The sequence below is a fragment of the Paracoccus sp. P2 genome (assembly GCF_046335115.1).
In the GTDB taxonomy this organism is placed as follows: domain Bacteria; phylum Pseudomonadota; class Alphaproteobacteria; order Rhodobacterales; family Rhodobacteraceae; genus Paracoccus; species Paracoccus pantotrophus.
The window spans coordinates 1-707 of the sequence record NZ_JBGOSN010000176.1; the positions used below are offsets into that span (position 1 = coordinate 1).

Here is a 707-nt window from a genome sequence, read left to right on the forward strand (position 1 = left end):
AGTTCGTGGTCTTGTATCTCGTCGGGGTCCAGCTGCTCATGCCCAAAGGTATCACGCTGGATTCGCAAGATGAATCCCGTCAGCCATTTGCGCAACAAAGCCACTCTGCGACTAAAGAAGAAGGTCGGCCCAAAAAACCAGTAGCCCGCAGCAAACCAGAATAAAGCAGAGCTGAAAAAACCCGCGTAAATACCTGTTTTCGGTTCCGCCAAAAGCCAGAGCAGAAAATGTAACGGCAAATACTGTAAAGAAAAAATAAGCGTGATTCTCTGGGATCAGCAATACATGCCGTGCAATACCTACAACCGCACCGGGGAAGGCAAGATTGAACCACGAAGCAGAAACGTGGATCACACCCCAGGACGCCGATATCGCGCCAAAAAGCACGGCGATGGTCAGGTCCAGTTCGCCGATCATCCTGCCGACAGGGCGTTGTGAACGAGGCATAATGAGAACCTGCCAGAGCTTGCGCAGATCTAGGAAAAGAACCACCGTGAAAAACGTCATGGCGGGCAAAGACAGGGCCATCAGTGCAACCGCGATCAACCAAGGCTCTTGCATTTCGGGGCTGAGCTCTGGAACGGCCGCGGTGACAAGTGCCGTCTTTATCCCACATTCTCCAAGTAAGTCGCTGATTTCGCTGTCGTAATCGTGATATTTCGCATATAAATCATGGCGTTGACGGCTGCGAGGGGCGCGTTTCATGG

1 protein-coding gene is annotated in these 707 nt (G+C 52.1%); it reads right to left on the bottom strand.

What is annotated here, in order from left to right; all coding sequences use genetic code 11:
• Positions 1-111: 111 nt before the first annotated feature.
• A partial coding sequence (locus tag ACDP63_RS25080) for a hypothetical protein (RefSeq protein ID WP_409928881.1) occupies positions 112-707 on the bottom strand: 596 nt, incomplete at its 5' end.